The organism is Microbulbifer maximicatervae (SeqCode) (assembly GCF_052467065.1).
On the sequence record NZ_CP174299.1, the window covers coordinates 3,659,734 to 3,684,474 of the forward strand.

Below are 24,741 nucleotides of genomic sequence, written 5' to 3' on the forward strand. Positions count from 1 at the left end.
GGAGATATTTAATGGACCAGCCTTATGATTTACTGACTGGTATCTTGCATTTTGCGGCCTACTTTGGCCTGTCGCTGGTACTTTTGATCGCATTTAAATTTTTATACGCACTGGTGACCCCTCACGATGAGTGGAAGTTGATCCGCGAAGATAAGAATACGGCTGCCGCTATTGGTTTTGGTGGTGCTGTTTTGGGTTTTGCAATTGCCGTTGGTGGTGCTGCAAGTAACTCTATTTCTATTGTCGATTTCGCCATCTGGGCCCTGGTTGCATTGATCGCCCAGTTAATTGCTTTTGCCATTATCCGCTTCGGGTTTATGCCGCGTATTGTTGAGCGCATCGAAGATGGAGAGGTGAGTGCCGGTGTTATGTTGGCTGCAACTACAATCGCTGTTGGCGTATTGAATGCGGCTTGCATGAGCTACTAATTGGGGGTGGTAATGAAGCGTACCAAGAATATTAACCTGGCAAGGATGCGAAAGGGCGGTGGCTCCAATTTTTTACTGCGCCCACTTGCCTTAGGTGTAGCGGCTGCCCTGGTCGGTTGCTCCTCAGATGAGGAAGTTAAAGTTGTCTCTTCAGTAGATGACTGTGTGGCCAATACCCAGCTGGACGAAGCTCAATGTGAAGCAGCTTATCAGCGCGCGGTTGAGGAAGCGGAGCGCACCGGGCCCAAGTATTCCCGTCTCTCTCAGTGTGAGGCTGAGTTCGGTAGCTGCCAAGAGACCAGTAGCGGCGTCTGGATGCCTCTGATGGCGGGCTTTATGGTTGGCTCCATGCTCAATGACAGGGATCGCCACTACAACTATGGCTACTACAACCCGGTCTACCGCTATTCAGGCTCCCGTTACCGCGACAAGCTGATGACAGCTGACGGCGGCATTATTGGCGACTATGGCCGTTCATCTTATAAGGTGGATAAAAGCGCTACGGCGCCTAAGCCTAAAGTTACCAAAACTGTTTCCCGTGGAGGCTTTGGTGCAGTGGCATCGGCCAAATCCAACTGGGGAGGGGGTCGCTCCAGCAGTGGTGGTTCGCGCGGCTGGGGAGGTTGATTTGTGCTGAGGTTGCCGATTGGTGAGCGCCCGCGTTGGCAAGAGCGAGCGCAGGAGTTTGGATTTCACTTCCATACCATGTATGGCGAACCCTACTGGGATGAAAGTGCCTACTATCAATTCTCTTTGGAGCAGATAGAAAAGCACATTGAAGATCCCACTGAAGAAATTCACCAGATGTGCCTGGATGTCGTTGCCCGTGTGCTTGAGGATGAGGAGTTGCTGAGGCGGTTCTGTATACCCGAGCAGCACTGGGACTTTGTGCGAACATCCTGGCGTAATGGCGACCCCAGTCTCTATTCTCGCCTGGACTTTGCCTATTCCGGACAGGGGCCGGCAAAGCTCTATGAGAACAATGCTGATACTCCCACTTCTCTGTATGAAACCGGCTTCTGGCAGTGGTTGTGGCTGCAGGACAATGTCGATCGCAGGTCTCTGCCGCTGCAGTCTGATCAGTTCAATAGTCTGCAGGAAAAACTGGTTAACCGCTTCCATGATTTACAATTCCTGACCCCGGGGCGGGAGTTGCATTTCGCCTGCTGTAAAGATACGGAAGAGGACCGGGGCACGGTTCAATATTTACAGGATTGTGCCTCCGAAGCGGGGATCAATAATCATTTTGTCTTTATCGAAGATATTGGCCGGGATGAAGCGGGTCAGTTTACCGATTTGAATGATCAGGTAATTACCTGGATGTTTAAGCTGTACCCGTGGGAATTTATGCTCCGAGAGGAGTTCGGGACCCTGTTGGCAGGAAGCAATGTCCGTTGGTTGGAACCGCCCTGGAAGGCGATTATTTCCAATAAGGCGCTTCTGCCAATGTTGTGGAAGCTTTTTCCAGAGCACCCGAATCTGCTTCCCTCTTTTTTTGAGGATGAGCTGGACAAGGCTGCGGATTTCCCGGAATTAGTTAAGAAGCCAATCTTTTCACGAGAAGGGGCGAATATTTCGGTAGTAAAAGGGGCGGATACCACTTTGCTGTCCGATGGCCCCTATGGGCAAGAAGGATTTATCTATCAGGCTCTGCATCCTCTCCCCAAGTTTGGAAAGAACCATACTCTGGTGGGAAGCTGGCTCGTTGATGACCTGGCAGCGGGGATGTCCATCCGGGAAGATTCAAACCTGATTACCCAGGATATGAGCCGTTATCTGCCACATATCATCCTCTAGGGCCCGCAATGACTGCAGGCGCTGACATCAAGCTGGCGCCTGCTCAATCCTCTTGTTTAAAAGTTATAGTGCAGCCGCAGCTCAAAAAAATTCACTCCGGAATTTTCAGAACAGGTTCCTGCATTTGAGTAGTGCAGTGCGTAAGTTGTGACTCCCCAGCGGCGCTCACTCCCAAAGTCAGAGCCCAATCCAATTCGATCCTCAAACTGGAAATGACATCCCAGAGTTGTGTGATTTGTGTTTTTACTCACAATATTGGACTCAGTAATGTAACTGGCCCCCACGGAAAACTCGAAGTAGGGAAAGATAGGCTTGTCCCACTGGGGCAGGTACTCAAGCCTCCATACCGGGCTCACTGACATACCGTGAACTAAATCCTCTCCCCGTTTGGAGACGTCTGGATCGCCATCGTCCAGGCTGGATCGCCATTCAAAGTAACTGGTCTCCAGTCGTGTCTTGAGCGTCCATTTCTCAGCAAGGGACCACTGCCAGGGCAGGTCCTTGGATATGGCAAGGCGATATTGGGTGAGTTCATTGCGGCGATTGGAAAATCCCGGGCCGGCTCCAACAATTGCAGCCCACCGTTTATCCGGGTTTGTTGCCGTTTCAGCCAAAGACCAGGCTGGAAGCAAAAGAGAAGAAAATAACAGACACAGGCCGAGCCTGCGGATAATCAAGTACAACATCATCCCTGATCCTACCTTTCCTACTACGAATGGTGACTACAAGAAAATGATTGGTTAGGGAAACTCAAAATCATCCGGGTTCTTTTCCAGTGTAGACAGAGGTGAGCGAATATAGGTCTTTTATCCCAGTGGTAATTTACTCATGGGAATAATTTACTGGTCTGCAGTTGTATTTGTTGCCAGGAAAACACTTGCAGTGACAGTTTAAAAAAAGCGGTGACAGCGATAGTCCTCCGATATGAAAAGAGGTTTTTCTCAGGATGAAATACGTGTTCGCAGGTTGGGGTAGCTGCCAATTCCCGCCCTACTGGCAACTTTTGAGGGTAGGTAATCTCGAGAGGTTTATGGTTTTAAGGCAGTCAGGCTTATCTATTTTGAATTGTAATAGGGGGTTGCTCATGAGAGAGGGGTGTCATCTATTGATAATTAATGAGTGTGGGGACTTGAATTAAGTTAAAAATCGTCTGTGAAATTTCTCATCCTGTTAAAGGTTTGCCTGTTCTCTATTTTAGGAGTCGCTGTAGTTTTTTCGTCCTATTTTTTAATCGATTATTTTTTCTTGAAAAAAAATACCCCTTAATATTATTTTCAAGGGAAAATGGTGCACTGGTGATCTTCTGAAGTTTGTAAATTTATATCAATAATTGTCAGGAACCGTGCTGTTAAGTAGCGGTCCATAATTCTGTCGCCAACATTACACATCGAATATGTGTGATCAGGATAAGGACCTGGTTCAGCTGGGGAAGGAGGTTGGACGAAATTGAATAACAGGCATAGATATGATTTTACGAAAAACCAAACTAGCATCTGCAATTAAACTACCAGTATTAAATAGCGCCCTGATGGCAATAGCACTGGCCGGTATGAGTTCAAATGCACTTAGCCACGGCTATGTAGAGGCCGCTGATGGTGGTGTTGCATCCGCTCGTGGAACCTTGTGTAAATATGCTCTCGATACAGGAGAGATGAATGTTAACTGCGGTGCTGTTCAATGGGAACCGCAAAGTATTGAAGGGAATGAAGGTTTTCCTGAAAGTGGTCCTGCTGATGGGCAGATAGCCAGTGCAGGAGATAGCTCTTGGTCAGAATTAAATGAGCAATCCTCAGATCGCTGGGTTAAGAATTATATTAGCTCCGGTTGGCAAACTTTTAAATGGCGCTTTACGGCCAATCATGTAACCCGGGACTGGAAATATTACATTACCAAAGAAGGTTGGAATCCAAATGCGGTTTTGACCCGCGACCAATTTGATCTGGATCCATTCTGTGAGGTTGATGGTAACTATGAGCAGCCTGCGGTAAATACGACACACGAGTGTCAGGTGCCGGAGCGTGAAGGCTACCATGTAATTCTTGCTGTGTGGGATGTAGGTGATACGGTTAATGCCTTCTATAACGTTATCGATGTCGAGTTTGATGGTGATAATGTTGTCAATACTGACTGGAGTGTTGGAGGCACTATTAACCCAACTCAAGACCTGAATGTGGGCGATAAAGTTTACACTCGTGTATTTGATAGCTTCGGTGAGAACTCCTCATACTCTACTGTTCTGGAAATTGCCTCAGATGAACAGGGTATCGCTGAAAACTGGTCTCACGATCTGGCTGAGCTGATTAACCAGGAACAGAGCAGCATCCGCGCCGGTGATTATGATGGTAGCAGCAGCTTTGAGCCTCTATATGGCATCAACAGTATCTACTTGTTAGAAGGTAGCAGTTTAGAAAATGTTGAAATTGGATATGAGCTTATTCAAGACCAGGATGATGACTCTACCGATGACGACAATAATTCCGGTGATGATAGTTCGGATAATAGTGGAGACAATGGCGATTCTGGAAATTCCGGCAATTCCAGCTGTGAAGCGTTTGTGCAGCAGTATGGCGGTGATCCAGGTTACTCGATTGGCGACGTAGTTATCTATGACAATGTTGCTTATGAATCTACACATGAGCCAAACTGGTGGTCGCCGAGTGCCGCGCCGCAATTCTGGAATGAAACTACCTGTGATGGCTCCGATAGTGGTTCAGACGATAGCTCTGATAACGGTTCCGATGATAGCTCTGATAGCAATAGTGGAGACGATAGCTCTGCAGTTTCCTGCCCTGAGTTCCAGCAGCCTTACGCGGGTGATAACGGTTACCAGGTTGGAGATAGAGTGACCTTCGGCGGCCAAGTTTATGTCTCAACCTATGGACCAAATTGGTGGTCTCCATCTGCTGCTCCGCAGTTTTGGGAAGAGAGCTCCTGTCAGTAACTAGCAAATTCAATCACCTACCTTTCGGTAGGTGATTGAACTGGGTTAAATCTAAGAGCATGGTTTTCTGACGTCGGAAAGATTTATTAACCTATCTGGTGTATTACTTCTTGTGATACACCAATCTCGCTCTCTCCTGTTAGATGAACAGGCATATTTCTCCACTCCTAATCAGCTCTCTGCTCCTGGGTTGAGATAATCAAGCGTTGTTAGTGGATGGCTCCACGAACAATAATCAATCTCCATTTCTGCACTATGTCCGCTTTATTGGGTCAAAAATGGCTCAACAGTTAGCTTGCACGCCTGATGTTTTATCTCCATATCGGTATTTGCGATCGAATAATACCGTCTAGCTATGGAGCTATAAATAAGTAATAGCAATTGCTTTTTTAGGCTTGGTTATTTAAATGCTGGGTTATATCGTCTGTCATTCCAAGTAAAATTTAGTTGAGTAGATAGAGTATTTCAGGGGCAATAGTTGCTGAAACTGGAAAATAAACTATTTGCCTAGTCTAAGTGTTGATCTAAAAGTCTAACTGTCTTCATAGAAAATTGTTAATCCCTTAAGCGGTGTTTACATTGGGTCATAGTGAATGTGCAATGTATTTTATTATATTACTGCCTCAATAGCGTGAGACTGGAGGGTGCTTCTATAGGTTCTGCATGTGTGTGATCTCAAGAGTATATTTTTCATAGCACTGCCTGCGAATTGTCATCTATTGGTAATTTAATTGTTTTGAATGCTCAGGGCTTTATGTATGACGACTTTATTTTTGTTGTGCTGACTATGATTTTTGCGTTTAGATGTTAATTATAGTTACGTATTTATTAATATTTTTTAGTGTTGGGTTTTTGGTTGGGAATTGGTTGTTTAAGCTTTTCTTGTGATGGGAAATTCCACTGGTTTGAATTTGATGGGTGTGTAAATTTATGAAAATAATTGTCAGGAACCGTATTGATAAACCGTGGTCTATAGATTTGTAATAATTATTATATTCGAGGTTTGCCTCGCCAGGTAATACGAACCTGTTTCAAATGGGGAAATTAGGCAAGGTTGAATAGCAGGTAAAGAGATGAATTTACAAAAATCCAAACTAGCATCGGTAGTCAATCAATCCGTTTTTATGTGCTTACTTAAGGCTGGAGTATTGTTCGAGGTTAGATCAAAGACTTTTAGTCGTAGTGATGAAGGGGCTGCCGATGGGTAAATTATCGGTGCGGGAAACAGCATCTGATCGCTAATTTTAAAATTATATTCGCTCTGGTTGAAAAACCTTTAGCTATCACTTTTATGCAGGTCCATTGCCCGCAATTTGTTGAGCGATTTGTCTCCCTTAGTAGCAGGAAATGGGAGGGCAAGCCGCGCTCAGCTTGGCTCAGCATCTAAAAATAACTACCTGATAAGAGAATCATTTTGATGTTTGGCCTTCTCTTTATTATCGACGCCATGTCTATAGGGATGTATGAAATTAATCGATGTGAAGTGGTAGGGATCAACATAGGGGGCAGGTTTGTAGTTTGCAAGCAGAGACTTGCGAGAAATATTACTCGGCATGATTTCTACAGCCTGATGCGATTTACGAAAGCATACTTACGGCCACTGATAGATGTACTGATTCAGCGCGCCCTTTAATATCTAAGGACGTAATACAATGAACCATATCTTTTTAAAAACGTCAGCCTGCTTTTTAGCAGCCGGCTTATTACTGGCAACGGATGTTGTACAGGCTCAGAAGACGAAGGGTAAGCAGCCCAAGGGACAAACCAGTGCTTATCTAGGAGAAACCAGCCGATCAACTCTTTCCAAAGGTGTACTTGATCGGCTTGAGCGGACATCGGGGAAGTCTGGTGAGCTTAATAGACCTAGAGATCGTGTTGTGTTTTGGTTTAACACGATGCTCGATTCATCGGCTATCGATCATACTCCCGACCCTGATACCGGTGAAGTGGATTTCTACCAGGGGGGGCCTACCCGGTCCAGTCGCGCATTCGCCATCGTACAAACTGCTGTGTTTGACGCTCTGAACGCCTTTGACGGTAAATACCAACCTTATAATGATCTCGGTGTGCTCGACACCAGAGATGCATCCAAAGATGCAGCTATCGCTTACGCCGCTTACGAAACCTTGCGCGCACTCTACCCCGATCAGGCAGAGCGATTGCAGGAACTACTGCAATCCGACCTCGACCAGTCAAGAGATAGTGCCGAAAGAATTGCCAAGGGCCAAGTGATCGGCGAAGCCGCCGCTGCGGCCATGCTCGCGGTGCGAAGCAACGATAAGGCCGACCACTTGGAGCCCGCTTATGGTGAGGGCGGCGCTGTCGCGGATGGGGATGACACCTATCACTCTACATCAGTCAACACGGGTGCTACGGTACCGGGAGAATGGCAGCCTGATCCCGTGGATCCAGTTGGCCACGATTCCGTGGCTCTCGGAGCCTATTGGGGCAGTGTGACACCTTTTTCACTAAGTTCAGGTGATCAATTCCGCAGTCCGATTCCGCCTACAATTACGTCTGAGGAATATGCCGAAGCCTATGAGGAAGTGGCGGCCCTCGGCGGGTCCCCAGCCAATACTATTACCCCATCGACATCCACAGCAGAGACACGATTTATCGGGAATTACTGGGGATATGACGGTGTACCGTTATTGGGCATTCCCCCGAGACTATATAACCTTATCGCCCTGCAGGCAGCACTGGATAACAAAGTCGAGAATGAGCTGGATCTGGCCCGGTATTTTGCTTTGATCAATGTGGGGCTGGCGGATTCTGGTATCGCTGCGTGGGACAGTAAATACTATTACAATTACTGGAGACCGGTTACCGGTATTCGCATCGATGACGACAACCCATCGACCTTGCAGGATGAGCAATGGTTGCCGGTAGGGGTGTCAGTCATCAATACCACCATTGCGATTAGGCCAACACCGCCGTTCCCCTCCTACCCATCGGGTCATGCTACCTTCGGTGCTTCCACCTTCGAGATTATGCGCAGTATGTTTGGAGACCAGCCCTTTACTTTTGTATCGGAAGAATACAATGGGGAAGGCTTCGACCCTTTCACGCCGGATACACCGAGGCCTTTGGTACCTGTCCGTTTTGAATCCTATACCGCCGCTCAACAGGAAAATGGCCTCAGCCGCATTTATAACGGAGTGCACTGGGACTTTGACAATATTGCAGGCCAAGTCATGGGCGAGCAGATCGCGCAGAATTTAATGAACAACGTCGAAGCATTTAGCCTGATTAGTAGATCAAGGACTCGCAGGTAAACTATTTTTACGCTATGAGCTAAATTCTCGCTCTCTATCAGGTGCCGCTCCGCAAGGGGCGGCCACACCAAAGGTAACTCACCGTATGAATAGCAAACGATATATTGCAGTGGCAGTGTTCGGAATAATCGCTTTTGGGTTTATAGCTACGCACACACTCAAAGAGCCAGTCGAAAACGAGAAGGTCTGGGTAAGTAAACAGGAGTCGGTACCGGATGTTGAAAGCGTTATCCACCCTGCAAAAACACCCGCTTCAGTGGCACTGGCTAGCAACGACATTAAGGCTGCATTCGAGCGGGATACAGTTATCAAGTTGAACAGTATTGTTCGCCGTTCCCTGGCTACTATTCGTAAGTACGATGCTGAGATAAAGGCCGTTCGAGCAGAGAGTCTTGCGGCGACTCAAGACGGGGTGGATGAGCAGCAAGTGGCATCTGCGAGGGCGAGTCTCGCCAAGCTGCAGGAGTGGGATCTGGAAGCATCCATGGCTCTCAAGGATATGAACGCAGCTGTTGAAGAGCTTGAGGCAAGTGGAGAGCACTATAACGCAGCAATTTTAGCGGGCATGGTACGCTTCGTGGAGACTGTGTCCACTGAAATAGGAGACGAGCACATCAAGCTGACAAGATTGGTGGGGAAGGGGACCGTAGCGGCAAAATTGTGACATACCACTAATAAAGTATCGGCTTCAAAACTATCGAGATTGCACCGAGCAGGAAGGTAATGACATATCGATTGATTTTGGTTTGTGGGAGTCTGCAAACAGTAAAATAATGGGAAATTCCACTTGAGCTGCTTTTGTGTAGCCTTATCCTGATTACTTTATCACTTCACTTTTTTACAACCGATTATCATAGGGGTCATTCCATTAGCTAACTAATTGGTATCTGAACTCTGTGACGTAGCTGTCAGCTAGGCTAGTTGCGGCGATTTAGATAGAATTTTTTTGTTACCTGGGGAGAGTTATTTTTCCGCTGGCAATCATCTCTTCAATCTTTTTACTGAGATGCTCGAATGTAAATGGTTTCTGGATGCAATCCAGTACCCCGTCAGAAATTACTTCCTGAACTTTACTATCCACGCTGTAACCGGTGGAGAGAATAGCCTTCACTTCGGGGTTAATCCGTTTTAGAAAAGCGAACAATTCTTGCCCATCCATGCCGGGCATAATCATGTCCAGCAGGACCAAATCTACTTCATCACTATATTTTCGATAGTAAGTTATTGCCTGCTCTGCTGTCGCAAAGGTAACGACGCTATGGCCGTTCATTTCGAACAGGGCTTTGGAGTAGGTGCGGACAATTGCCTCATCGTCGACAACCATAATACGCAATTTGCGCTCGCGAGCCAGTTTCTTGGCCTGGTAAGTTCTCTTTTTGATTGGGGGCTTGGAAATTGGCAGGTATAGTTTAAAGCTGCTGCCAATTCCCTCACGGCTCTGACACTGTATAGCGCCCTTATGTAAATGAATGGTGCCGTGCACTGCGGCAAGGCCCAGTCCAGCACCACGTCCACTTTCCTTGGTAGTGAAAAATGGTTCAAAAATACGGCGTCGCACTTCGTCAGACATGCCAGTGCCATTATCGGTAATCGTTACTAAAAGGTACTGGCCTGGCTGAATCTCAAAATCGGCGATAGAAGCCGATTTTTCTATGCTGATATTAGCTGTGACAAAGCTCAGGGAGCCACCAGAGGGCATAGCATCCTTGGCATTGATTCCGATATTTAGCAAAGCGCTCTTAAGTTGAGCAGGGTCGCCCACAATATGTGGACGATTTGCATCTAATTGCTGATCAATCTCGATTCTTCGATCAATAGTGCGGGTTAGCATCGCACAAACATCGCGAATGATTTCGTGGGTATTGCAGCTCTTAAGTTGATAATTTCCCTTGCGGGCAAAAGTGAGTAGCTGCTTGGTCAGCTCTGCGGCATGGCGGGCAGTAGTCAGTATATGGTTGGTATACTCGTTGATTCTGGCATCGGTGGAAATTTGTCGAATAACTTCAGCATAGCCATTGATCCCATGAATCATATTGTTGAAGTCGTGGGCAATACCGCCGGCAAGCTCACCGATAGCTTGCATTTTTTGAGCTTGCCGAAGCTCTTCCTCCAGCAACCGCTGCTTAGTAATATCCGAACCAATACTGAGAATTCCCGCGGGATCTCCCTTCTCATCTGAGATAATTTTATTGGTCCAGGCGATCCATACTCGCTTCCCGCACTTTGTAATGTTTTCATTAATATTGTAACGGTGTTCCTCTGGGAACTGGCAAATACGGTCTATCAATTGCCGCAGGTCACGGCCGCTCGTTTCGCTGGCGGGAACAATCGTGCCAATTAAGTGCCTGCCAATAATCTCGGCTTCGGTATAGCCAAATAATTGTTGAGCGTACTCGTTAAAGGATGTGATACGGCCGTGTTGATCGCATCGCATTATGATCGAGTTTGCATGCTCCACCAGCTCCCGGTAGCGCTCCTCACTTTTACGTAAGGCCTCATAGACCTGGGTTGAGTCTCTATCCGAGGTGGTAGCTGTAGATGGTGAAAGGGGAAAAATGGGCATATTACTTTCCTTGATCACCTATTTCTCCTCCTGAGTGCGGCTGCCTGTTTTTCCGCCAGAAATTCCACCATGAAGACGTACAAAAGTATATAGCTGGGGCGGCGTATTTTGACCGTGTAGACATTCTTTGCTGACTGGCTGTTATTTTTAGTTCGTATTGTTATCAAGTGTGCTTTGGTGGTACTGGGGGAACTCTCAGGCTCAGTTATGGCCCCTTGGATTGGGAGATGCATATCTCTAAACAGTCGTTTGTGACAATTTGGATAGTGGCGCTGTCAGCACAAACTGGTAGCATTCACCGCCATATTCAAAACGATTGGATGAATGACTATGCAGCTGCAACCCCGATTTCTCGGGCGCAGTATCGCGGCTCTGTTAAGTGCCTCGCTACTGCTGTCCGCATGCGGTGAGAAGCGTGTTGACAGTGAGCCGAGATCTCTCGACTTCGCTCGTGTGGACGCCTTCCCTTCCACTTATTCTGTAACCCAGTCCCGCCCTGTGTTGATTCAGGGAGCTACCCTGCTCACCGGTACTGGGGAGCAGCAAGAAAATGCGGACCTGTTGTTTGAAAATGGCAAGATCAAGGAGATCGGTAAGGGGTTACTGGCCCCTGAAGGTGCCTTGATTGTCGATGGCAAAGGTAAGTGGGTCACTCCTGGCATTATCGATGTGCATTCTCATCTGGGTGATTATCCAGCTCCGGGGATTGAATCTGCCCAGGATGGCAATGAGATGACCTCGCCAAACACTGCCCAGGTTTGGTCGGAGCACTCTGTCTGGACCCAAGACCCCCAGTTTCCCTTAGCTCTTGCCGGAGGTGTAACAACCCTGCAAATCCTGCCGGGTTCGGCCAACTTGTTTGGCGGCCGCAGTGTCACCCTGAAAAATGTACCCGGCCGCAGTGTTCAGGATATGAAATTCCCCGGTGCTCCCTACGGCTTGAAAATGGCCTGTGGTGAAAACCCCAAGCGGGTTTACGGTGGTAAAGGTAGCTCTCCCTCAACTCGAATGGGTAACGTCGCCGGTTATCGCGATGCTTGGATTAAGGCGAGTGCCTACAAGCAGGAGTGGGAGGATTACGTTGAGAACGGAGGGGATGAGCCCAAGCGCGACCTGCAGATGGAAACTCTGGCGGGCGTACTCAATGGAGATATTCTCGTTCACAACCATTGCTACCGCGGTGAGGAAATGGCGGTAATGATGGACGTTGCCAAGGAATTTGATTTCAAAATTTCCACTTTCCACCACGCAGTGGAAGCTTACAAGGTTGCTGACCTGCTGGCTGAAAACAATGTTTGTGCGGCAATGTGGGCTGATTGGTGGGGCTTTAAGCATGAGGCCTACGATATGACCGAGGCCAATATCGCCATTGTGGATCAAGCCAAAGCCTGCGCAATGATTCACTCGGACTCCGGTGTTGGCGTACAGCATTTGCACGAGGAGACCGCGAAGGCAATGACTGCAGGACAGCGTGCGGGCTTCGATATTCAGCCCAAGGATGCAGTGGTTTGGATGACCTTGAACCCCGCCAAGGCTCTGGGTATTGCCGATCAAACTGGCAGCCTTGAGAGCGGCAAGATGGCGGATATCGTTGTTTGGTCCGGCAGCCCCTTCAGTGTTTACACCCATGTAGATCAAGTTTTCATCGATGGGGAATTGATGTTCGATCGCGCGGACAAGAAACGTCAGCCACGCACCGATTTCGAGTTGGGTATTCTCGATGCAGAGGGAGAGCGACTGTGAGAAAAGTAGCTGTTTATTGTGCGCTGGCGCTGGGGTTGATGTCAGCCTCTGGCCAGGCAGAGACCATCCTGATCAAGGGTGGCAAGGTACACACCTTGGCGGGGCAGGGCAGCCTGGAGTCCGCAGATATTCTGGTTGTGGATGGCAAGGTCCAACGGGTGGCCCCCTCTCTGGAGGTGACTGCAGATCAGGTAATTGATGCGCGCAACAAGGTGGTGACGCCCGGTGTGATAGCGCCCATTTCTGAACTGGGGTTGGTCGAGATCAGTGCGGCCAGCGCCACCAATGATCACCAGGTGACCGGTGACAGTATTGGTAGTGCCTTCAATCCGGTACCTGCTTACAACCCTAAGTCCACCCTGATCCCATTCAACCGGGCGGGTGGAGTCACCAGTGCCGTTGTTTCACCGGGAATCAGCACTTGGGACAGCGGTGCTATCGATGCTCAGCAGATATTTGCAGGGCGCAGTTTTGCCATCAAGTTGAATGGTGAATTTGATAGCGTCGAAGCAAAGAATGTTGCGCAAAAAGCTTACCTGGGAGAGTCCGGTGGCGAGCTGGCCGGTGGCAGCCGTGCCAACGCTTATGCCAAGGTGGAGAGTGCTCTGCGTGAAGCTCAGGAGTATCGTGATAATCGCACAGCGATCCATCGTGGAGAGTGGCGAGAGCTGGATTACGATCTGGCAGATCTGCAAGCTCTGCAGCCTGTGATCGATGGTAAGGAGCCTTTGATGGTAACTGCCAACCGGGCCAGTGATATCCTCGCAGTATTAGAATTGGGTGAAGCCTTTAAGGTGAAGCTCATTATAATCGGCGCAGCTGAGGGTTGGATGGTTGCCGATAAACTGGCGCAAGCACAAGTGCCTGTAATGATCGATGCAATCAACAACGTTCCAGCATCATTCTCAAGTTTGGGTGCACGCCTGGATAATGCTGCACTTCTGGCCAAGGCTGGGGTGACGGTAGCTATCAGTGGCCCAGATATGGTGGCTAGCCACAATGTATACCTCTCGCGCCAGTCGGCGGGCAACGCTGTAGCCCATGGTATGCCTTATGAGGACGCGCTAAAGGCAATCAGTAGCAATGTTGCTGAGATTTTTAATCTTGAGGGCGGTACGTTGGAGAAGGGCGCGGTTGCGGATATTGTGATCTGGAGCGGTGATCCCCTGGAAGTTACCAGCTACGCTGAGCAGATCCTGATTGAGGGTGAGAATCAATCCCTGGTGAATCGCTCAACGCGCCTCAGAGATCGACACCTCAAGCCCGCAAAGGGCCATGAATTTGGTTACAAGCACTAGTATGCAAAGAGCGGGCTTCTAGCCCGCTTTTCTTTTTCCGCCTATTGATCTGAAAGGTCCATTGGCTTGTACAGGATTTGTGTGGCGGAATACTTGCTTTCGGGGATATATTCCCTGGCCAGATTGATAAGAACAAGGAAAAAACATGGCGAATATCACAGCACTCTACACCGGCCTCTGTGCGCTTCTGATTATTTACTTGGCATTCAGGGTAGTCGAGTTTCGTCGCACAAAGAAAGTGGGAATTGGAACCGGAGATGATCGTTTCAATGAGATTAGGGTGCGAGTTCACGCTAATGCGATTGAGTACACTCCGATAGCGTTGCTTCTGTTGCTGGCTGCAGAGTTGGGCGGTTTGCCTGCACTGTGGTTACACCTCTTCGGGGCGCTCTTTTTTATCTCACGGGTATTTCATGCCTATGGACTGACCAAGGGCAAGGGCGGGCTGCACTTTGGGCGCTTTTGGGGAACTTTAATCAGCTGGGTCGTTATCGTTGTGTTAGCGGTCATTAACATTGTTAATGCCGTAATTAATCTTTGAGGTTTATTGGTGAGGCTCAGTATGAGCCCCACGCAAAAAAGCCCGGTAGAACCGGGCAGAGTACAGGGATGAATCTATAAGCGTTTACTGATTGGCGGCGAGCGGAGTTACGCGATCATCTTCGCTCTCCTGCACCATGTTTTCGTCTTCTTCGAGTAGTACTTCAGGCTTCCCTTTACAGGCTTTAGCCAGGGCATCGCGGCGTTTGGCCAACAGCAGGCCGATCTCTTCGCCCACTTGCTCATCAATGCTGTCGATGTGGCGCTCAATCAGCGACGTGATATTAGCTGCGAGCTCCAGCATCTTATCGTGTTCTTCAGCGTCTTTTTTGTTGTCGAACATTGCTCCGTCTCTATCGCATTTCCAAACAGCTACTACGGCCATCGTGTGCCTCCCAATCGTCTATTAGACTGTCCACTTAGTTTGTATGCCGCTACCCTAACTGTATAAATATTCAGTGTCAACGATGGGGTGAAGAAAGGGCCCTATGCGGTCAAAAGACCAGCAGGTGCGATGATTGGTCCGCCATTAAGCGTGAACACTGTCATAATGTGCAAACAGCCAGACGCATTCCCCCCGGGGCGACTGGTTGTCTTCACATCATTTAACAGGCCCGCTTGCGGGCCTGTTTTTTATTGGGATGTGGTGAAACTGAGATAGTGAAGGTTTCTGCAGGCCTGTGGCTTTAAATGCTAAGGATCAGCCGGGCTGCCAGTCCTATCAGTAAGATCCCGAAAACCTGTTGGATACGATGGCCAATATGCTTGCTGACCAGCTGGCGTTTACGGCTGGCGTGAACCGCCAGGGCAACGATGCAGTACCAAACTGCATCCACTCCTGAAACCAGGGCCGCCATGCCCAGCTTGGTGCTCAGGGCTTGCTGTTCTGACACAAACTGGCTGAATAGGGCGGTGAAAAATACGGCGATCTTGGGGTTGAAGAAGGCAACACCAAAACCTTGAGCGATAGAGCGCTTCAGGCTCTGGTGTGGAGGTTGTACAGTTGCAGTACTGGTACCCGGTGCGGGCGCGCTGAGGGCTTTCCAGCCCAGGTAGACCAGCATTGCTGCACCGGCCCACTGCAGAATGTTAAATAGAAGAGGAGAGCTAGTGATCAATACCGCCAGGCCAAATGCGGTAAGAATTGCGTATATAGCGACCCCGGCTCCGTGTGCAATAGCACTGGCCAGGCCTTGCTGTAAGCCTGAGGAGGCGCTGCGTAAGACGATAAGAAGACTTGGTCCCGGAGACATAGCGCCGAGGGCACAGATCCCCGCGAGAGATAACCAACTGAGTAAATCCATTATTTAAAGCCGCCCCCTTGAGCCAGCCATTCTTTTTCTGCTTGAGTGGAAGTGCGACCCAAAGCCGCATTGCGGTGAGGGAAGCGCCCAAATCGCTCGATGACCTCTTGATGGGCAAGGGCGTATCGATAATGAGTGTCGAGATAGGGCGAGGCAATTTTGTCTTCTGCGAAGGTTTGCTGCAACTGTCGAAAGTAGTCTACCGAGTGTTGCTGGGTCACGAGGTCTTCGCTGTGCTCTAGCGGCATGCCTAGGAATACCTGCTGGTAGAGCCCAAGATTCGGGGCCTCTCCGCGCTGAATCAGCGACATTGTAATTGCCAGAGCTTGGGAGTCTGCAGCGAACGCCTGGCGGGTGCCCCGGTAAATGTTTCTGGATAGTTGGTCACATACCAGTAGCAAGGCGAGTTCGCCTTTCAAAGTTTGCTGCCAACGGTCCAGCTCTCCACGCTGCGCTGATTCGGCAATAGCTCCAAATCTTGCCTTGATGTCGGCGTCCACTTCCGGAGTAGCGGCAAACCATAAACTCTGCTTCTCCGCAGCAATAGAGTTACCGCGAATATCAGTGCCGCCAAACCAAAAAACCAGGACATCATCAGGGGTTGTCATATCGAAGTTCTCATTCCGTGTTGTGTTCCGAGTTTATCCGATCGTTTCAGCCCAGTGATGACCATTAGAAGGTGGTTCCAAGTGTTGGCGTAAAAAAAATTATACACCTGCATCCAACTGGGCTCCCCGAATCGTCATAGTGGCGTACAAGGGAAAATCGGGAGATCACAATGTTTACTGCGAGATCAACTAAAAAGGTACAATTTTGCGTCGCGCTATCTCTGGTAGTTGCGGCTCTGCAAGTGGGTCAGGTTAATGCCTCCGAGCTGACGCTTTCCCAGGATGGGATTCGCCGAGAGCTCACCCAGAAAATTGATCAGCAAATACTTAAAAAGCTTGGTGAGTGCACTGATAAGAGCGAGGAAGTTAACCGGCTACCTCCAGTGCGTATTGCTGAGGAAAAAGAGCCCCGAGGAGGAATGGCTTACCCCTACTCCAAGGCTCGAATGATGGTGATGTAGGTCACCCCCCCCCCAATGACGGTTCACACCACTGATAACGAAAATGATTAGAGAGTAAGTAATGAGAGCGAGAAATAAACAATCATTCCAGGCAGTCATCTGCTGTTGGGTGGCCATTGCGGCATCCAGCATAAGCATGGGCAGCTGGGCCCAAGAGGAGGACTCATTTGTCCCTGAGCCCCCGCCGCCGCCAGGTGTGGAGGCCTCCGAATCTGAAACCCGCGTCCGTATATTGCGTGAAGATGGTGTTCTCACCATCAAATCCGAAGGCGAGAATGGTGAGAAAAGTGAGGTTCGGGTTGACTTGGGGCAGGACTTTGGCGGTCCCCTAAGCCAGGAAATTATTGAACGTCTGAAAAGCAAGGGCATTCTGGATGTAGACGGAAAGGTTACCGAAGATACCCTGAATAGCGTACCGGACAATGTCAGGATAAGCCTCTCTGGTGACCGTAACTATCGGGGCCGGGACAGGCACTGGGATCACAACTACTCACACCACGATCACGATAATGAAGATCTTGTATCGGCGGGAGTCACCACAGTTGTACCAGTAGTGGCGCTCCTCTGTGTATTTGGAATGCCGGTATTTATTGTGTGGCTAGTGACACGCAGTAGCTATCGAAAGAAACAACTGGTAATGAGTAATATCAACCAGATGGTTGCTGATGGTCGGGATGTGCCCCCGGAGCTAATAGATCTTTTGGATGAGAGAGAGCCAAATAGCTCCAATGATCGCGGTATCAACCTGATTGCAATAGGCGCTGCTGTATTCCTCTCCCTCTCAGCTCTTGCGGGTATTGGAGTAGGCAGTCTCGGCTTGATCCCTCTGTTTATCGGTGTGGCTCGCTATGTGAACTGGAAGCTTGATAACAAGCAGGTGTAGGAAAGGCGAGTATGGACCTCAATGACGAGGAATTAATCAGGCGGGCCGTCAAAGACGGGGACCAGCGGGCATACGCCCAGCTGGTTCGTCGCTATCAATCTCAGCTGCGATACTCGCTCCGACAGCTGTGTGATGGTGACCAGGGTCTGGCAGACGATATGGCGCAGGAGGCCTTTATTAAGGCCTATAAGGCGTTGCCGGCGTTCAGGGGGGATGCCCGCTTCAGCACCTGGCTGTACCGTATCGCCTATAATCTCGTCATGAGCCACAAGCGTAAGAATATGCCCGATGTGGATCAAGAGGCAGTGGATAGGGCTCAGGCCGATGAGACTATTGAAGAATCTCGGCAGTTAGGGATGGCTAGGGACCTCACTGCCGCGATGGATACCCTGAGTGGCCCGCAACGGCAAGCAATCCATCTGTGTATGCACAGGGGCTTTTCTCACGAGGAGGCGGCAAGTATTATGAAATTGCCGCTTGGTACGGTAAAATCCCATGTCAACCGTGCTCGGGCCAAGCTGCGTAGCTTGCTACAGCCCTGGCGTGAGGAGGTGGTAAATGGTTAACTTTGAACAGCGCAACACGAAAGGTAACGCCTTGAGTGAAATGGCTTTAGAGGGCAACGACCGGGAGTTTGACGCCTGGCTAAGTGAACAGCTCCAGTTCAATGAGCCCCATTTGGATAACGATGGTTTTTGTGACCGCGTGATGGCCGCGCTCCCTGCGCAGCCTAAACGCTCAAAGCGTCGTTCCAGTTATTCTCAGTACATCGCGGTAGCAGCTGCCTTAGGGATCATTGCCTGGCAGTTCCCTTTCAGTGAGGTAGTTGCCGAGATGGCCAAGCAATCTATTAGCTTGTATAGCTTGGTAGGTGTTGGACTTTTATCTTCTTTAGCGGTAATGACCGGTGGCATTTTCGCCGCACGCCGCTAACGAGAGCCTGCCTTTATAGAAGCCCGCGCCTAAATCATGATAGGGCGGGCAGCTTCCTTTTTTACTTTGCAAGCTTTCCTTAAAGTTTTAGTGGGCTCGCTTCATATTAAGAGTGTGTCTGGCCTTCGAGTAGATTTTGTCAGCCTTTGCAGCGAGCGTGCTCTTCAGCCTGGTTGCACATCTCTTTCAGTATGGTTTTCCCCGCCTCTTCATAGCCATTGTTCAGCAGGTATTCTGCTGTCTCAATTGTGGCAGCGATCCCGCTCGAAACTTCTTTGATGGTATATGCGATATGGAGTTTTAATTCGCTAGCTGCGTTTTCAGAGTCGGAAATGGCATGGTGGGCCATCAAGCGTTGCAGGGTATTGGTGGGAATAACTACTTTGAAGCCAAATTTATCTGATAAATTATGGTAGTGGTTTGTCAGTCCATCAAACCCACTTACTTTAAGTTCGTAAGTAGGTTCCCACCCTGTAAAGGTGTGTTGAAGGGCAAATTGCATAGAGTGATGTTTGGTCGTTCTGTGGGATTGCTCTGGGAATTTCTGGAAGGTAAAGGTTGTACCCGGTACATTTGCGAGAGTTTGGCTCAACTCGTCAAATGGGACTTGCATATGATTCCCCTCGTTAGCGATGGTCACGGTCAGCGGGGAAAGCTCTTTGAGTTGTTTAGGTGCTAAATTGGAAACTCGCCCGGTTATATATTTATCCTCTAATGACGGGCTAAAAGCAAAGTACTGTGAAAATGGTGCTTTGTCGTTTAGCCAGTAGTCCAGTACGAAGCGGCCAGAGTTGGAGTGCCCAGACAAAATACTAAAATCTGCGGTTCGATAGTTTTTATTGACATAGGGCACAACTTCGTTTGCTAGGAACTGAGAAAATGCTGTCGATTTACCTTGATCCGGGCGCAACTCCTTGCCCATTCCCTCTACACCAATCACGATAAAATTGGGCACTTGGCCTTCAAGTAAATCGACAGTAGACAAAGTAGAAAGCATGTCCCACTGAGCATGTAATACGTAGAGCACAGGATATTCTTTGTCATTATCCTTATATTGTTCGGGAAGTTTCACCAAGATGGTTCGGTTTTCACCAAGGAAATCTGATTTGATTTCCGTCTTTTGTGCGAGAATAAAATCTGAAGCATTTGCTATCAGCGAACAAACACTTATCAAGGCTAAAAATAGAACTCTCATTTTCCACTCTCCATGTAGGTATTATTTTAGGGTGTAACACTAAAGTTCGGGTTAAATTAACCAGCTAAAACTGGCTGAAGAAAGCTGCTTTTGCCTACTTGTCAGGTATTTTCAGTAGAGGGTACTCGTGTCGACGTGCGCCGATGTTTGTGCCGGAAGAAGTTAACAATTTATTGTTATATGACTTAAATCTATTTATTGACCCTTTAGATGTCAAGTGCCTTGACTGGGAGATATGCCTTGTTGAGCGGGGGTAAGTCGATGAAGTAGGGACTGCAGACTTAAAACTTAGGGCAGGCTGAAGTCAGTCTGCCCTAAGTTTAACAAAATAGTGAATGCTACTTAGTTTCTATATTCTCCAGAAATTGATCGACCACTGCATTGAATTCATCGGGCCTCTCCCAAAACATCATATGCTTTCCCATATAAGCGGTAGTGGCGGAAGGGGTATTAGCTTTGATCCATTTGTCAGCCACTTCCTTAACTTCATTTCGTACCACATATAGCATGGGAATCTTCCCTTCAAGGCCGATAAGGTCTTTGCTGTAGTCGAGATAAAAACCAGTAGCGTTGGTAATTGCGGCGACGCTGCTAGAGGTTTGATTGGCGATATTAGATATCCAGGCAATATTTTCTGCAGTGGGATTTTCAAGCATCCATTTGACGAACTCTGCAATCACATTTTCGCGATCCTCAATAATCCCCTCAGTGAATGAGCGCGAGTATCCGTCTGAATCATCATTTAGATACCAGACCCACTCGTCCCGGCTGGCCCCAGAAATCTCCGGGCCAGTGTCGATCATAATCATGGCTTTTATCTTGTCAGTGCCGAACTGGTTGAGATAGGCCAGTTGCTCGGTCACTCCATAGGACCAACCCGCGAGAATCACGCTATCAAGCCCCAGCTTGTCAATCAGTGCAGCTAAGTCTCGAGCGTGTTGCTGATAAGTATGGCCCTCAACAGGCTTGGATGACATGCCCTGGCCGCGGGGATCATAAGCTAGTGCGCGATACTTGGTGGAGTCCTTGAAATGGGCAAGTTGATGCTCGAAAACCTTTGTAGACATCATCCAGCCGGGAATAAAGATGATTGTCGTATCGCCATTACCCGCTTGTTCGTAGTGGATAGTGAGAGAGTTGTCGATCTTGATTCTCTCTGCTGCCACATAAGTAGAAAAAATAGACAGGATGCTAAATAAAATTACCAGATGAAGAGTCTTCATGATGTAAATTAACTCAATATAATTTCTATAACGTAATCAGAGGAAGTTCGTAGGCGAAGGGGCTTCGGCTACCAATATTCGCTTATGCCCACATTGTACCGTGGAATTACTCCTATTAGTTGTTGCTGCAATATTACCCGCAATATAAATTGCACAAACGTCCGTTTTATAGGGTTGATTACTTAAATCCAAAGCAGGTGGGAGCTTACGGTAGTTGGTTATGATTTTTCCCATTTGGGTTGGTATAAAAATCTATTTTGGGTGTGATTGCCCGGTATTTATCCAGAATTATCATAGTGAAAAATAAAGGAATAAGTGACAGTGCTGAGAAGTGTAGTGCAATGAATTTGGTCTCCTCTTGTATGGGAGTGGAGGAAAATATAATTACTTCGATAATAAGTAAGAAAATAAATAAAAAACACTTATTGAAATCTGATATTGAGTCAAATATTTTGGGACCCAATATCCAATGCTTCCAGGATTTGTGCGCAATAGCATCTAGTAAGTAATAGAGACCGCAGGTAAAGCTAACCAATGTTGTAAGCAGTAGTTCAAATACCCAGGCGGGAGGCTTGCCTGGAGCGGGAGGCCAAGCATTCGTAACTCCAAATTCCGTAAAAGAGAGAATGGCAAAGAGACCGGTCGCCAGCAGTACAACTGGAAATCGAAAGACTAAAATTACCATACAGATTGCAGCAACGGTCTCGAATACTCTCTGGGTTGGCATAAAGATCTCGGCGTGATCCGCTACCCAGGCCAAGGCTCCCCGATACCAATACGGTGTATTCCCGTATTCGACATAGGAGTTAATGAGACCTCGGTACCCTTCTACAGTAAACCAATTTAACAGCCCATCCTCAAAAATCTGAAAGACTAACATTACTCCGATGGTGAAGGTAAAAAGATCAATCCAGCGCCCTAATATCGGAGTTGAATCCTGTTTGGGGGGAGTATTTCGATACTTGTCTAAATACTTTGAAGCTATTGATAAAATGGCAATGGTAATGCTGGATAGGGCGCTTACAGTGAATACGTAATCGCCACCATTGCGTGACATAACAAAGACTCCAAATAAGAGAGCAGATGCTACAACAATCGCACAACCCCAGGTTAATAGGCTTACTCTCGGTGCTATCACCGCGCCTAAAAACCGAGAACGAAAATTGTATTGAGAGTCTTTATGGAGCTTGTAAATGCTAACTGCCAAGATTAAGGCAAATAACGCAGGTGACAAAAACTCGAAGTACCAGCTGTTTTCTCCCATGTAAGTCAACCCCCACAGCAAGATAAAGCCGAAAAACATGAGTGTTGCGCCCAAAACAATAAAAACACGCAATATCAAGAGGGTCCCAGCAAGCAATAGTACCAGGTGGAGTGTATAGGTCACAAAAGCTGAGTAGGGGATAAGGTGGCTGGCCAGTGATTTGACAAGTGCAGGTGTACCCTTAGTCTGTACAAGCTGATGTAATAAACTTGCGAAGACATCCGGTGCCATTTGCCCATTAAAAAAGCGCATGATAACCAACTGAATACAGGCTGCGCCTAAGAGGAGGCTGATAATGGCTAGCCAAGTAGTTTGAGATGTGGCGCTTCTTGCTTGCTCAGTACTTAAGTGTAGGCTGGATATAAGCATGTATCTTATCCGAGGCCCTTTAAGATTGATTGCCTTATTAGTGATTATGGCAAATTAGGTAAATAACTTACAAATCTTCGCCGTGTTGATGCTGTTGTAACTACAAGGCTGGCTACAGCCAACCTTGTAATCGATGAGTTGATAAGAAAGTTCCAAAGCGACATTTGGTGACAGCTTTAATTACGGGTTTCTCCACTCTGCTGCCAGGTCAATTGCTTGCTGCAAGATTGGCCATTCCAACAGACTTTGCTGGTATCTGGTAGCTTTCTCGCTTAATGAGATATTATAAGCATATAGTCTATAAGCGAGTATTGCGTAAAATGCGTCTACAGCCCCAGCAGAGCCGAACATGAAGGGCAGTTTTGCTTTCGAGAAAATATCTTCAATCCTTTTTAACTCAGCCTGAATTCCAGGGTTCATATCCGGGGAGGAGTTGCTTTTATCTAGAGTGAAAGGGCAGTTGCTTCTTAAGGCGATGAAACCGGAGTGAAGTTCAGCACATAGGCTTCTTGATTGTGCTCGCTCAATATTTGATGAAGGGTACAAGATGCCTTTGGAGAGCTCATTAAAATACTCAGCGATTGCCAGTGAATCATGAATATAAGTATCTTCAAGCAACAACACAGGTACAAGTCCAGCTTGGGAATATTTAAGTACTTCGTTTTTGTAGTTAGGGCTGGAGAGGTCTATGGCTTTGATCTCAATGTCAAGGCCTGCGATTTGGGCGCATATCCAGACTCTTAAGGACCAGGTGGAATCAGTGCCTGTGATTAATTTCAAAATATGTACTCCTTTTTGGTGTTGCTGGAGAAAGTGGCAGGGTATTCAAGAGTATCTGAGAAGCTATATGTTGCCTCCCCTCGAGATATTTAGAAAAGAGTATACAGAATCTAGTGTTTAAACATTATGCTGAGACTTTCATGCTGACTGAAAATTTAAGGGTGAATTTAGAGGTAGCATTAGTTAGTCAGATAGCTTCTTCAGTAGTTCAATAATGTTAGGTTTTTCATCTGTTTTTCTCATAAAATACCGGGGGTATACCTTGTTTAAGTCTGGACCTCTCAGCAGAAAAACAAACTCTTCGCCTAATGATAACCCTTGGATATTACCGAGTTGATAGTGCCACATTTCCCAAAGTTCTACGTAAAATTCCGGGGGGACATGATCAAGGTTGCTTTTAATTACACCATTTGGCATTAATTTAACATGGAGCCTAATCTTATTCCCTGATAAAGGACTGGTTCTCCCATCTGGATTAAAGGTGATTTCTCCGCTTGAGGTGAACATATCTACCTTTTGAACCAGAACATGTAAAACGTGATCGGTGCTTTCTAGAAGCTGTTCCAGTGTTGCAGGCTCTATAGATGTTCCATTTGCACAGCTAGAAAATAGTAGAAAGAAAATCAGCTTTTTCATGAGTATTATCTATTTTTGTAGGTTATACCAGGCGCAACATTGATTGCCTAGGGTGGAGCTTTTTAATAGCTGTTTTCGTCAGTATTGTTAGTATTTCTGTCTGGTTTCGATGGTTTTTCTATTCTAGTCAGAATATGGAGGGTCAATTCACAGGCCGCTACTTACTTGTGCCTTATTACTCAGCGGTAGTTCAATAATGGCCAATCACACCATTGTTTACAAGGGGGTATCTCTATATTTTGGTGTTAAATCCTTTTTGAATCGAATTTCGGTGTTTGCTAAATTTTAGCTGGCCCACTAGTTGTTAATAGGATCTTACTATGTGTCCGTATGGGTTGATAATTATGCTGGCTTATTCTGTTTAAGGATCTGAGGTGTGGTTTTATAAAATTAATTTTCAGAAATGTTTATTTTAATATATTTAAAGGTGAGCGACTTCCTTTAATGCGGCTGCTATTTTCCACAAGATGTGGGCGTCTATAGGAGGAGGGAGTGAGAAA

At 47.6% G+C, this 24,741-nt stretch carries 23 protein-coding genes; 13 read left to right on the forward strand and 10 right to left on the reverse strand.

The window, feature by feature from the left end:
* Positions 1 to 11: 11 nt before the first annotated feature.
* From ACJJI1_RS16265 to ACJJI1_RS16275, 3 genes are read left to right on the forward strand one after another with little or no spacing between them, the layout of a single operon-like run.
* A complete protein-coding gene (locus ACJJI1_RS16265; protein WP_282933398.1) occupies positions 12 to 428 on the forward strand; it encodes a DUF350 domain-containing protein in 417 nt (138 codons plus the stop codon).
* A 12-nt stretch (positions 429 to 440) separates the two neighbouring features.
* Positions 441 to 1,055, forward strand: a complete 615-nt coding sequence (locus ACJJI1_RS16270) for a DUF1190 domain-containing protein (RefSeq protein ID WP_282933397.1) — start codon at positions 441 to 443, stop codon at positions 1,053 to 1,055.
* A gap of 3 nt (positions 1,056 to 1,058) precedes the next feature.
* On the forward strand, positions 1,059 to 2,225 hold the full coding sequence (locus ACJJI1_RS16275) for a glutathionylspermidine synthase family protein (RefSeq protein ID WP_444932771.1): 1,167 nt from the start codon (positions 1,059 to 1,061) through the stop codon (positions 2,223 to 2,225).
* 56 nt (positions 2,226 to 2,281) lie between these two features.
* On the opposite strand, the gene ACJJI1_RS16280 is transcribed toward ACJJI1_RS16275, so the two are convergent.
* Positions 2,282 to 2,914, reverse strand: coding sequence for an acyloxyacyl hydrolase (locus ACJJI1_RS16280; protein WP_413665200.1), 633 nt, complete (start codon positions 2,912 to 2,914; stop codon positions 2,282 to 2,284).
* A 776-nt stretch (positions 2,915 to 3,690) separates the two neighbouring features.
* On the opposite strand from ACJJI1_RS16280, the gene ACJJI1_RS16285 reads away from it, so the two are divergent.
* The 3 genes from ACJJI1_RS16285 (at position 3,691) to ACJJI1_RS16295 (ending at position 9,105) form a co-directional block, all read left to right on the forward strand.
* Positions 3,691 to 5,166: a lytic polysaccharide monooxygenase gene (locus ACJJI1_RS16285; protein ID WP_444957286.1), complete on the forward strand. Its 1,476-nt coding sequence runs from the start codon at positions 3,691 to 3,693 to the stop codon at positions 5,164 to 5,166.
* Positions 5,167 to 6,818: 1,652 nt separating this feature from the next.
* Positions 6,819 to 8,441, forward strand: a complete 1,623-nt coding sequence (locus ACJJI1_RS16290) for a vanadium-dependent haloperoxidase (protein ID WP_444957287.1) — start codon at positions 6,819 to 6,821, stop codon at positions 8,439 to 8,441.
* 85 nt (positions 8,442 to 8,526) lie between these two features.
* A complete protein-coding gene (locus ACJJI1_RS16295) occupies positions 8,527 to 9,105 on the forward strand; it encodes a hypothetical protein (RefSeq protein WP_444957288.1) in 579 nt (192 codons plus the stop codon).
* A 285-nt stretch (positions 9,106 to 9,390) separates the two neighbouring features.
* On the opposite strand, the gene ACJJI1_RS16300 is transcribed toward ACJJI1_RS16295, so the two are convergent.
* A complete protein-coding gene (locus ACJJI1_RS16300; protein WP_444957289.1) occupies positions 9,391 to 11,022 on the reverse strand; it encodes a hybrid sensor histidine kinase/response regulator in 1,632 nt (543 codons plus the stop codon).
* 312 nt (positions 11,023 to 11,334) lie between these two features.
* Here ACJJI1_RS16300 and ACJJI1_RS16305 point away from each other — a divergent pair, with 312 nt between their 5' ends.
* The 3 genes from ACJJI1_RS16305 to ACJJI1_RS16315 all read left to right on the forward strand — a co-directional run bounded on the left by ACJJI1_RS16305 (position 11,335) and on the right by ACJJI1_RS16315 (position 14,586).
* Positions 11,335 to 12,747, forward strand: coding sequence for an amidohydrolase (locus tag ACJJI1_RS16305; protein ID WP_444905736.1), 1,413 nt, complete (start codon positions 11,335 to 11,337; stop codon positions 12,745 to 12,747).
* Positions 12,744 to 14,045, forward strand: a complete 1,302-nt coding sequence (locus tag ACJJI1_RS16310) for an amidohydrolase family protein (protein ID WP_444957290.1) — start codon at positions 12,744 to 12,746, stop codon at positions 14,043 to 14,045. Before ACJJI1_RS16305 ends, ACJJI1_RS16310 begins: the two co-directional genes overlap by 4 nt.
* A gap of 145 nt (positions 14,046 to 14,190) precedes the next feature.
* On the forward strand, positions 14,191 to 14,586 hold the full coding sequence (locus ACJJI1_RS16315; protein WP_108732703.1) for an MAPEG family protein: 396 nt from the start codon (positions 14,191 to 14,193) through the stop codon (positions 14,584 to 14,586).
* Between the two features lie 84 nt (positions 14,587 to 14,670).
* On the opposite strand, the gene ACJJI1_RS16320 is transcribed toward ACJJI1_RS16315, so the two are convergent.
* From ACJJI1_RS16320 to ACJJI1_RS16330, 3 genes are all read right to left on the reverse strand, one after another.
* Entirely contained in the window at positions 14,671 to 14,970 is a 300-nt protein-coding gene (locus ACJJI1_RS16320; RefSeq protein WP_108732704.1) for a YebG family protein, read from the reverse strand.
* A gap of 301 nt (positions 14,971 to 15,271) precedes the next feature.
* Positions 15,272 to 15,889 (reverse strand): LysE family translocator, encoded by a 618-nt coding sequence (locus tag ACJJI1_RS16325; RefSeq protein WP_444916713.1) that lies wholly within the window; start codon positions 15,887 to 15,889, stop codon positions 15,272 to 15,274.
* Complete coding sequence (locus ACJJI1_RS16330; protein WP_444957291.1) at positions 15,889 to 16,497, reverse strand: DUF924 family protein; 609 nt, start codon at positions 16,495 to 16,497, stop codon at positions 15,889 to 15,891. The genes ACJJI1_RS16325 and ACJJI1_RS16330 overlap by 1 nt, the downstream gene beginning before the upstream one ends.
* 170 nt (positions 16,498 to 16,667) lie before the next feature.
* On the opposite strand from ACJJI1_RS16330, the gene ACJJI1_RS16335 reads away from it, so the two are divergent.
* The 4 genes from ACJJI1_RS16335 (at position 16,668) to ACJJI1_RS16350 (ending at position 18,774) form a co-directional block, all read left to right on the forward strand.
* A complete protein-coding gene (locus ACJJI1_RS16335; RefSeq protein ID WP_444957292.1) occupies positions 16,668 to 16,958 on the forward strand; it encodes a hypothetical protein in 291 nt (96 codons plus the stop codon).
* A 61-nt stretch (positions 16,959 to 17,019) separates the two neighbouring features.
* Positions 17,020 to 17,841, forward strand: a complete 822-nt coding sequence (locus ACJJI1_RS16340) for a DUF6249 domain-containing protein (protein WP_444957293.1) — start codon at positions 17,020 to 17,022, stop codon at positions 17,839 to 17,841.
* Between the two features lie 11 nt (positions 17,842 to 17,852).
* On the forward strand, positions 17,853 to 18,407 hold the full coding sequence (locus ACJJI1_RS16345) for an RNA polymerase sigma factor (protein ID WP_413665211.1): 555 nt from the start codon (positions 17,853 to 17,855) through the stop codon (positions 18,405 to 18,407).
* Positions 18,400 to 18,774 carry a hypothetical protein gene (locus ACJJI1_RS16350; RefSeq protein ID WP_282933382.1) on the forward strand — a complete coding sequence of 125 codons (375 nt, stop codon included), beginning with the start codon at positions 18,400 to 18,402 and terminating at the stop codon, positions 18,772 to 18,774. Before ACJJI1_RS16345 ends, ACJJI1_RS16350 begins: the two co-directional genes overlap by 8 nt.
* Before the next feature lie 139 nt (positions 18,775 to 18,913).
* Here ACJJI1_RS16350 and ACJJI1_RS16355 read toward each other — a convergent pair whose 3' ends face one another.
* From ACJJI1_RS16355 to ACJJI1_RS16375, 5 genes are all read right to left on the reverse strand, one after another.
* Positions 18,914 to 19,969 (reverse strand): alpha/beta hydrolase, encoded by a 1,056-nt coding sequence (locus ACJJI1_RS16355; protein WP_444957294.1) that lies wholly within the window; start codon positions 19,967 to 19,969, stop codon positions 18,914 to 18,916.
* 338 nt (positions 19,970 to 20,307) lie between these two features.
* Positions 20,308 to 21,192 carry an alpha/beta fold hydrolase gene (locus tag ACJJI1_RS16360; RefSeq protein ID WP_444957295.1) on the reverse strand — a complete coding sequence of 295 codons (885 nt, stop codon included), beginning with the start codon at positions 21,190 to 21,192 and terminating at the stop codon, positions 20,308 to 20,310.
* Between the two features lie 205 nt (positions 21,193 to 21,397).
* Positions 21,398 to 22,825, reverse strand: a complete 1,428-nt coding sequence (locus ACJJI1_RS16365) for an alpha-amylase family protein (RefSeq protein ID WP_444957296.1) — start codon at positions 22,823 to 22,825, stop codon at positions 21,398 to 21,400.
* A gap of 180 nt (positions 22,826 to 23,005) precedes the next feature.
* Complete coding sequence (locus ACJJI1_RS16370; protein WP_444957297.1) at positions 23,006 to 23,605, reverse strand: glutathione S-transferase N-terminal domain-containing protein; 600 nt, start codon at positions 23,603 to 23,605, stop codon at positions 23,006 to 23,008.
* 183 nt (positions 23,606 to 23,788) lie between these two features.
* Positions 23,789 to 24,241: a hypothetical protein gene (locus ACJJI1_RS16375; RefSeq protein ID WP_444957298.1), complete on the reverse strand. Its 453-nt coding sequence runs from the start codon at positions 24,239 to 24,241 to the stop codon at positions 23,789 to 23,791.
* Positions 24,242 to 24,741: the final 500 nt, after the last annotated feature.

Excerpts from the sequence above, each read along its gene's own strand:
- ACJJI1_RS16265 (WP_282933398.1), top strand. The coding sequence starts at position 12 with ATGGACCAGCCTTATGATTTACTGACTGGTATCTTGCATTTTGCGGCC.
- ACJJI1_RS16270 (WP_282933397.1), top strand. The coding sequence starts at position 441 with ATGAAGCGTACCAAGAATATTAACCTGGCAAGGATGCGAAAGGGCGGT.
- ACJJI1_RS16280 (WP_413665200.1), bottom strand. The coding sequence starts at position 2,914 with ATGATGTTGTACTTGATTATCCGCAGGCTCGGCCTGTGTCTGTTATTT.
- ACJJI1_RS16285 (WP_444957286.1), top strand. The coding sequence starts at position 3,691 with ATGATTTTACGAAAAACCAAACTAGCATCTGCAATTAAACTACCAGTA.
- ACJJI1_RS16290 (WP_444957287.1), top strand. The coding sequence starts at position 6,819 with ATGAACCATATCTTTTTAAAAACGTCAGCCTGCTTTTTAGCAGCCGGC.
- ACJJI1_RS16295 (WP_444957288.1), top strand. The coding sequence starts at position 8,527 with ATGAATAGCAAACGATATATTGCAGTGGCAGTGTTCGGAATAATCGCT.
- ACJJI1_RS16305 (WP_444905736.1), top strand. The coding sequence starts at position 11,335 with ATGCAGCTGCAACCCCGATTTCTCGGGCGCAGTATCGCGGCTCTGTTA.
- ACJJI1_RS16315 (WP_108732703.1), top strand. The coding sequence starts at position 14,191 with ATGGCGAATATCACAGCACTCTACACCGGCCTCTGTGCGCTTCTGATT.
- ACJJI1_RS16320 (WP_108732704.1), bottom strand. The coding sequence starts at position 14,970 with ATGGCCGTAGTAGCTGTTTGGAAATGCGATAGAGACGGAGCAATGTTC.
- ACJJI1_RS16325 (WP_444916713.1), bottom strand. The coding sequence starts at position 15,889 with ATGGATTTACTCAGTTGGTTATCTCTCGCGGGGATCTGTGCCCTCGGC.
- ACJJI1_RS16330 (WP_444957291.1), bottom strand. The coding sequence starts at position 16,497 with ATGACAACCCCTGATGATGTCCTGGTTTTTTGGTTTGGCGGCACTGAT.
- ACJJI1_RS16335 (WP_444957292.1), top strand. The coding sequence starts at position 16,668 with ATGTTTACTGCGAGATCAACTAAAAAGGTACAATTTTGCGTCGCGCTA.
- ACJJI1_RS16340 (WP_444957293.1), top strand. The coding sequence starts at position 17,020 with ATGAGAGCGAGAAATAAACAATCATTCCAGGCAGTCATCTGCTGTTGG.
- ACJJI1_RS16345 (WP_413665211.1), top strand. The coding sequence starts at position 17,853 with ATGGACCTCAATGACGAGGAATTAATCAGGCGGGCCGTCAAAGACGGG.
- ACJJI1_RS16350 (WP_282933382.1), top strand. The coding sequence starts at position 18,400 with ATGGTTAACTTTGAACAGCGCAACACGAAAGGTAACGCCTTGAGTGAA.
- ACJJI1_RS16355 (WP_444957294.1), bottom strand. The coding sequence starts at position 19,969 with ATGAGAGTTCTATTTTTAGCCTTGATAAGTGTTTGTTCGCTGATAGCA.
- ACJJI1_RS16360 (WP_444957295.1), bottom strand. The coding sequence starts at position 21,192 with ATGAAGACTCTTCATCTGGTAATTTTATTTAGCATCCTGTCTATTTTT.
- ACJJI1_RS16365 (WP_444957296.1), bottom strand. The coding sequence starts at position 22,825 with ATGCTTATATCCAGCCTACACTTAAGTACTGAGCAAGCAAGAAGCGCC.
- ACJJI1_RS16375 (WP_444957298.1), bottom strand. The coding sequence starts at position 24,241 with ATGAAAAAGCTGATTTTCTTTCTACTATTTTCTAGCTGTGCAAATGGA.